We start from the raw sequence: 6,204 nt of genomic DNA, 5'->3' as shown, positions 1-6,204 counted from the left end.
GGTCCCGCCGGCTGCGGCGGGTGCTTCCGGCGGGCGACGAGGCATGCCTGGAGCGCCGCGGACACCAGAGCCGCCGACAGCATGCAGGCCATCGCGGTCTCGGCCCGGGGCGGCGCGCCCGCGAGCACCGCGGCTGCCAGCGCCGACACCATGACGAGTTGGCGCAGCAGGTAGGGCGGCAGGATCGCGAGCACGACCCAGTTCTGGCTGCGGGCGACCCCTTCGAGGTAGTCCTGCAGCGCCAGGACGGGCAGCAGGCACGCCGCCAGCGCGAACGGCGCCCCGTACGGTTCGGCGAGCGTTCCGGGGTGCAGCCAAGCGAGGCCGAGGCCGAACAGCGCGGCGACCGCGGACACCGCCAGCGTCAGCAGGACGCCGGCCAGGAGGTAGCCGCGGGCGTGGTCGAGGTCGCCCCGCGCCTGATCGGTCGGCAGGAACCGGCAGGCGCCCTGGGAGAGGCCGAGCGTCAGGGTGTGGCCGAGCATGGCCGTCCAGACCCAGAGGCTCGCGTAGACGCCGTAGCCCTCGAAGCCCATCAGCCGGGCCGCGATCACCTGGGCACCGTAGCCGAGGACCGCCGCCCCGACCCGGATCGCGAAGACGCCGAGCGCGGCGCCGGCGGCGCCGGTCCGCAGGCGCAGCCAGGCCGCGCCCGCAACAGCCGAGACCGTCATGCCCGCTCCACGCGAAGACCCGGCGTCCTCTATGGGGCCGGGCGGCTTGCCGGGCCCTTAACGCGACGGGGCGGGCTGGCCCGCCTGCTGGGCCGGCGCCTCGCGGGATCCGCCCTCCTGCTGCAGGAGCGAGAGCGTGATCGCCCGGGTGACGTGCTCGGCCATGCAGCGCAGGCCGAGATCGTTGAGGCGGAACTGGCGGCCCAGCATGTGGCCCTCGCCCTTGTCGGCGCGGCCCGCGAGGTAGCGCATCGCCTCGTAGCGCTGGACCAGCGGCACGTGCTCGCGAGCGGCGATCTCGCGTACCGTGCGCACCACGTCGTTGTAGTAGGCGTCGTCGGCGAGGCTCGCGGTGTATTGCGGATCGACCAGCACCACGTCGATGTCGTGCGACTTGATCCAGCGCACGGTGTCGTCGAGGGCATCCGAGAAGGCCGAGAGCTCGACCCGGGCGAGCGCGTCGTGGGTGCCGACCTGCCAGACCACGAGGTCGGGCTCGAGTTCCGCCACCATGCTGCGCAGGCGCTCGGCCGCGCCCGAGGCGATCTCGCCCTGCAGCCCGCGCGCCTCGACCTCGACGTCGACGTCCGGAAGCGAGCGCTCCAGCGCCGTCTCCAGCTTGACCGGGTAGGTCGCCGAGGCCCCGAGCCCGGCCGAGATGCCGCCGATCGAGAGCACCCGGACCGGGCGCTTCTCCTTCAGGGCCGCCTTCACGGCCCGGAGCTTGGCGAGCGTGTAGAGCTGCGAGCCCGGCACCCGGCACTCGGGCGAGAGGCTGGCATCGCCGGCCTCCGCGCTGGTCGGAGGCGAGATCACCGTCGGGGCGGGCCTCGGCACGGGCTGGGGCGCCGGCTCCTCGGCCCGCGCGCTCGCCGCCGCGAAGAGCAGCGCCGCGACGAGGAGCGGTCTCAGACCCGGGGGCGCGGTTTGCGGGAGCGCCATTCGACGAACCATGCGGTGAAGCCCATCGCGAGCAGGCCGAGGCAGAGGATGGTGAGGTCGATCAGGAGGCCGCCCCCCGTCCAGAAACGCAGGAGCTGCCCGCCCAGGCTCAGGAGCGACCCCATCGAGAACACGGCCAGGGAATTCCGGCCGAGGCGTGCGAGGTAGCCGGCGACCGGCCCGATCCGCGGGGCAAGGAACCCGTAGACGGCGCGGAACGCCAGCAGCACGCCCAGGAAGTGTATCAGTCGCGCGGGCGTGAGGTAAGTTTTGTCGAAGGTGAACAGCAGCCGCGGCTCGGGAACCCGTAACGGATCGGGCCGAATCTCAAGCACCGCGAGGGCGATGCCGAATAAGACCAGCGCAACGCCCGCCGGCATCAGTCGGCGCGACCAGCGCGCGAGGGTGTCCGACTCGCGATTCCAGTCCTGCAGCACGAAGCCGAGGACGAGGAGGAATTGCCAGCACAGCGGATTGAAGAACCAGTCTCCCTCGCCCGGCCAGGAGGGCAGGTTCCACTCCTCGATGAGGCTGAGCAGATAGAGGCCGCCGGAGAAGACGAGCGCCGCGGTCCGGCTCTCCCGGGCGATCAGGACGAAGACGGGGGCGATCCCGAGCAGCACCACGTAGAGCGGCAGGATGTTGAAGAAGCCGAGCTGGTGCGTGAGCAGCGCGACGCCGACGATCGTCTGGATCGGGTCGGCGAAGAAGGTGCCGGCGTTGTGCCACTCGAGGATCAGGGGGTTGTCGAGCACGAGCGCGGTCCCGGCGATGGTGGCCAGCGCCAACAGCATCACGGTGAGTTGCGCGCGATAGACCTCGATCGTCCGCGAGAGGAGACGAATCACCGTGCGCCCGCGCGGCTCGGGGTGGCCGTCGCGCCCGCGGGTGGCGATCCCGATCGACCATCCGGCCAGGAACACGAACAGCTCGGCCGCGTCCGAGATGCCGTACTGCGAGTAGGTGTAGCGCTCGAACGTGTTGCCCGGCACGTGGTTGATGAAGATCGTCACCAGGGCGAGGCCGCGCCAGAAGTCGATCGCGTTCGGGTCCCGCATCGCGGTGGCGGCTCCGGGGGTGTCTAGAGGGCACGGGCGCGGAAGGCGCGTCCTGATACGGTGACGGCGGCGATCTGCAAAGGTCGGGCGCGCCCGGACCGCGCGCTGGCGCGCACGTTCCGGCGAACCGGCGCCGTTCTGCCGCGTTGGGGGCGCGAAAGGAGAATCTTCCGATGGTCCACTCAGTGCTGTCCCGTGGGCACCGCGCCCGCACCCTCATGATCCTGGCGATCCTCGCCGCCCCGGGCGGCGCCTGGGCGCAGGCCCAGACCGGTACCGGCGGCGGCCCGACGTCGACGGTCACGGCGCCGAACGCCTCCTCGGTCGGCCGCGTGATGCCCCGCCCCGGCTCGGGCGGCGTCGAAGCGGACGACCGGATGGACCGGTCCGAGCGGACGCCGATGATGAAGACCGACGACAAGATCCAGAAGGGCATCTGCATCGGCTGCGGCGCGAAATAGACCCTCCCGGCCATATCGGCACGGCGATGGGTTGCGCCGGGAGGTCGCCTTCGGGCTAGTGGCGGCATGACGAGCCGTACCCCAACCCGCACGATCCGCCGCGCGCAGGGCCGGATCCTCCGGGCGCCCTTCGCCCTCCTGCTCGCCGCGCTCGCCGTCGGCACCGCGCGGGCGGAGGAGGCGCGCGCGCCCGCGATCAGCCTTCACCTCCCGCTCGCCTGCGAGCCGGGCCGAACCTGTTTCGTGCAGCACTACGTCGATCGCGACGCGGGCCCGGGCGCGCGCGACTACGCCTGCGGCAGCCGCACCTACGACGGGCACAACGGCACGGATTTCCGCGTGCGCACCGGGGCGGAGGCGCGGGGCAGGGCGGGGCTCGTGCTCGCCGTGGCGCCGGGCCGCGTCCTGCGGGTGCGCGCGGACATGGCGGACGGGCGCGTGCGCGGAGCCGACGCCGCCGAGATCAAGGGCGCCGAGTGCGGCAACGGGCTCGTCGTCGCCCACGCGGACGGCTGGGAGAGCCAGTACTGCCACATGGCCCGGAACAGCCTCGTGGTGCGCCCGGGCGACACGGTCGCGGCCGGGCAGCCGCTCGGTCAGGTCGGGCTCTCGGGGATGACGGAGTTCCCCCACCTCCACCTCACGCTCCGGCACGGCGGGCAGGTGGTCGATCCCTTCGCCCCGGGATCGCCGGCCGATGCCTGCGATCCGGCGGCGCCCGGCCGCGGCGGCACGCTGTGGGAGCCGAAGGCGGCCGCCCTCCTGGGCTATCAGGCGGGCAGCGTCCTCAACGCGGGCTTCGCCGACGGGCCGGTGAGCATGGAGGGCGTCGAGACCGACACGCTGCGCGTGCCCGGCGCGGATTCGGGGGCGCTCGTCGCCTACGTGCGGGCGATCGGGCTGGAAACGGGCGACGTGCAGAGCCTCGTCCTCACCGATCCGGCCGGCGCGGTCGTCGCGCGGAGCGTCCAGCCCGCCCTGGAGCGCCCCCGCGCCCAGTCGCTGCTCTTCGTCGGGCGCAAGCGCCCGGCCGAGGGCTGGCCCGCCGGCGCCTACACCGCGCGCTTCCAGGTGGAGAGGGCCGGCCGCGTCGCGCTGGAGAAGACCTTCGGCCTCGCCCCGCGCGCGCCGTGAGCCCGCGACGGATTTGACTTCGTACCGGGAAAGAGGACTGAGTGCGCCCGGTCCCGAAAGAGCCCGACCTTGGACGACACCCCGGAAATCCGCGACCAGCTGTCCCGCGCGTGGCGCTCGACCCTCGACGCGGCGGTCTCGAACGGCGCGCCGCCCCAGGCGGTGATCGAGACGATGGTCGAGGTGGCGCATCACTGCTTCGCCGAGGCGTTCGGCGCGACCGCGGCCGCGAGCTACCTGCAGCTCCTGGCCGAGCAGCTGCGGGCGGGCGAGCGCTGCGAGACCGACGAGCTGGTGCGCGGCGCTCCGGAGGAGAGCACGGCGCGGACCTTCATGCCCGCCGACGCCGAGGCGCTGATCGACCCGGACTGGCCGACCCGGAACGACCTGTTCGGCTGACGCGCCGACCCGGTTTCGGCCGACCCGCCAGCAAGGGTATCGGTGCGGACCGAATATTCGTTCTCCCGTCCGATGGTCGGCGCCGTCTAGCCGCCCGCATGTTCAATTTCCCGTGGGCGCGTTCGACACGCGTTGCCCCGGTGGATGCCGCACGCCGGGAGAAGCACATGCCGCACGACCGATCATCCACCGTGCGGACGAAATTCGCGCCTATCAAATGTTTATCCGCGTCCTCCATTTGGGGGATCACTGGGAGGCCTACTGACGCGCTAAGGACCGTATCCTGATTTTGCCTCGCAAGTTGTCTGTATAGGCTGTTGCAATTCAGATAACATGGATTACGGTACCCCCACGTTACGCCAAGCGGCGGCACGCAAGTCAGACACAGGGGATCTTACGGGGGCTTGTGCGCCGGAGCGGGCGCGCTCGGCCCATGGACCTCGCACGCCAATCTGGAGCTGGATGGATGCCGGGCATGATCGATTTCCAGTACGGAACCGCACGTGGCGCGACCCGCCTCCCGATGCAGGCGCGGCCGCATCCGGGTGCGACGACCATCACGACACTGCTCATCGGCGCGGCGGGGCTATCCCGTGACGGGCTCGTCCGGATCCTCGACGCGCACGGCTACGCGGTCCTCGACAGCCTCGAGACGGCCGCGGAGATCGACCCGGGCAGCGACCCGGCCCTCGTGCTGCTCACGGATTTCGGTCCCGCGCAGATGGCGGACGGCACGATCGGCCTCCTGCGCTCGATGTTCCCGCGCGCCCGCATCGTCGTCCTCACCGACATGCGCGACCCCACGACCTTCCGGTACGCGCTGGAGATGGGCGCCCAGGCCTGCCTCGACCACGTCACGCGGCCGGTGGCCCTGATCAAGTCGCTCAACGTGGTGATGCGCGGCAACATCGTGATGCCGATGGGCGCGGTGCCGCATCTGGGCGGCGACGGCGCTCAGGCGGTCCGCTTCTCGGTCCAGAACGCGGGGGCAGAGATGCCTCCGGGCGCGCGCGCGCTCTCCAACAGGGAGATCGAGATCCTGTCCTGCCTCGCGGACGGCCAGTCGAACAAGCTGATCGCGCGCCGCTTCGCCATCGCCGAGGCGACGGTGAAGATCCACGTGAAGGGCATCCTGCGCAAGATCAACATCCAGAACCGGACGCAGGCCGCGGTCTGGGTCCTCAAGCACGGCATCCCGCGCCTTCCGGTCCGGCCGACGGCGCAGTAGGGCGCCGGGCGGCATTCCGGACAGCCGCGGATGCGGAAGGCGAGCGGGGAGGCGGCGCGAAAGCGCCGCCTTTTCGTTGCGCCGGCCTTCGGCGGCTCAAGGCGAGGGCGGGACACGCGGGATGCCTCCCGCGCGGCGGAGCGGGATTGGCGGGGCGGGACGGCCTCGCGGACGCAGCACGTTCGTGGCCCGGATCGGCATGGATCCGAGGCATCCGCCGCTTCGCGGGCGTCCGGTCGGCCGAGTTCGGCAGGCCGGGAGGGATGGGATCGCGTCCCGAATCGGACGGGGGCCACGGGGGCGGGGAT

Annotated in this window: 6 protein-coding genes and 1 pseudogene; 4 read left to right on the top strand and 3 right to left on the bottom strand. The window is 72.0% G+C overall.

What is annotated here, in order from left to right; all coding sequences use genetic code 11:
- From AX737_RS26810 to AX737_RS26800, 3 genes and pseudogenes are all read right to left on the bottom strand, one after another.
- Positions 1 to 674 (bottom strand): annotated as a pseudogene (locus tag AX737_RS26810) (oligosaccharide flippase family protein); the annotation flags it as partial.
- Positions 675 to 731: 57 nt separating this feature from the next.
- Positions 732 to 1,616 (bottom strand): GDSL-type esterase/lipase family protein, encoded by an 885-nt coding sequence (locus AX737_RS26805; protein ID WP_066926794.1) that lies wholly within the window; start codon positions 1,614 to 1,616, stop codon positions 732 to 734.
- The gene (locus tag AX737_RS26800; RefSeq protein WP_066926792.1) at positions 1,583 to 2,674 is read right to left on the bottom strand and encodes an OpgC domain-containing protein; all 1,092 of its coding nucleotides are present in this window, start codon (positions 2,672 to 2,674) and stop codon (positions 1,583 to 1,585) included. Before AX737_RS26800 ends, AX737_RS26805 begins: the two co-directional genes overlap by 34 nt.
- 218 nt (positions 2,675 to 2,892) lie before the next feature.
- Here AX737_RS26800 and AX737_RS26795 point away from each other — a divergent pair, with 218 nt between their 5' ends.
- The 4 genes from AX737_RS26795 to AX737_RS26780 all read left to right on the top strand — a co-directional run bounded on the left by AX737_RS26795 (position 2,893) and on the right by AX737_RS26780 (position 5,896).
- Positions 2,893 to 3,135, top strand: coding sequence for a hypothetical protein (locus AX737_RS26795; RefSeq protein WP_238230719.1), 243 nt, complete (start codon positions 2,893 to 2,895; stop codon positions 3,133 to 3,135).
- 66 nt (positions 3,136 to 3,201) lie between these two features.
- The gene (locus tag AX737_RS26790) at positions 3,202 to 4,269 is read left to right on the top strand and encodes a M23 family metallopeptidase (protein WP_066926788.1); all 1,068 of its coding nucleotides are present in this window, start codon (positions 3,202 to 3,204) and stop codon (positions 4,267 to 4,269) included.
- A gap of 69 nt (positions 4,270 to 4,338) precedes the next feature.
- The gene (locus AX737_RS26785; RefSeq protein ID WP_066926786.1) at positions 4,339 to 4,668 is read left to right on the top strand and encodes a hypothetical protein; all 330 of its coding nucleotides are present in this window, start codon (positions 4,339 to 4,341) and stop codon (positions 4,666 to 4,668) included.
- A gap of 475 nt (positions 4,669 to 5,143) precedes the next feature.
- The gene (locus tag AX737_RS26780; RefSeq protein WP_210173142.1) at positions 5,144 to 5,896 is read left to right on the top strand and encodes a response regulator transcription factor; all 753 of its coding nucleotides are present in this window, start codon (positions 5,144 to 5,146) and stop codon (positions 5,894 to 5,896) included.
- Positions 5,897 to 6,204 lie beyond the last annotated feature (308 nt).

Origin of the sequence: Methylobacterium sp. CCH5-D2 (genome assembly GCF_001556475.1) — a bacterium.
GTDB lineage: Bacteria > Pseudomonadota > Alphaproteobacteria > Rhizobiales > Beijerinckiaceae > Methylobacterium > Methylobacterium hispanicum.
The sequence above is the reverse complement of the archived record's forward strand: the minus strand, read 5'-3'. Positions and strand labels throughout refer to the sequence as shown.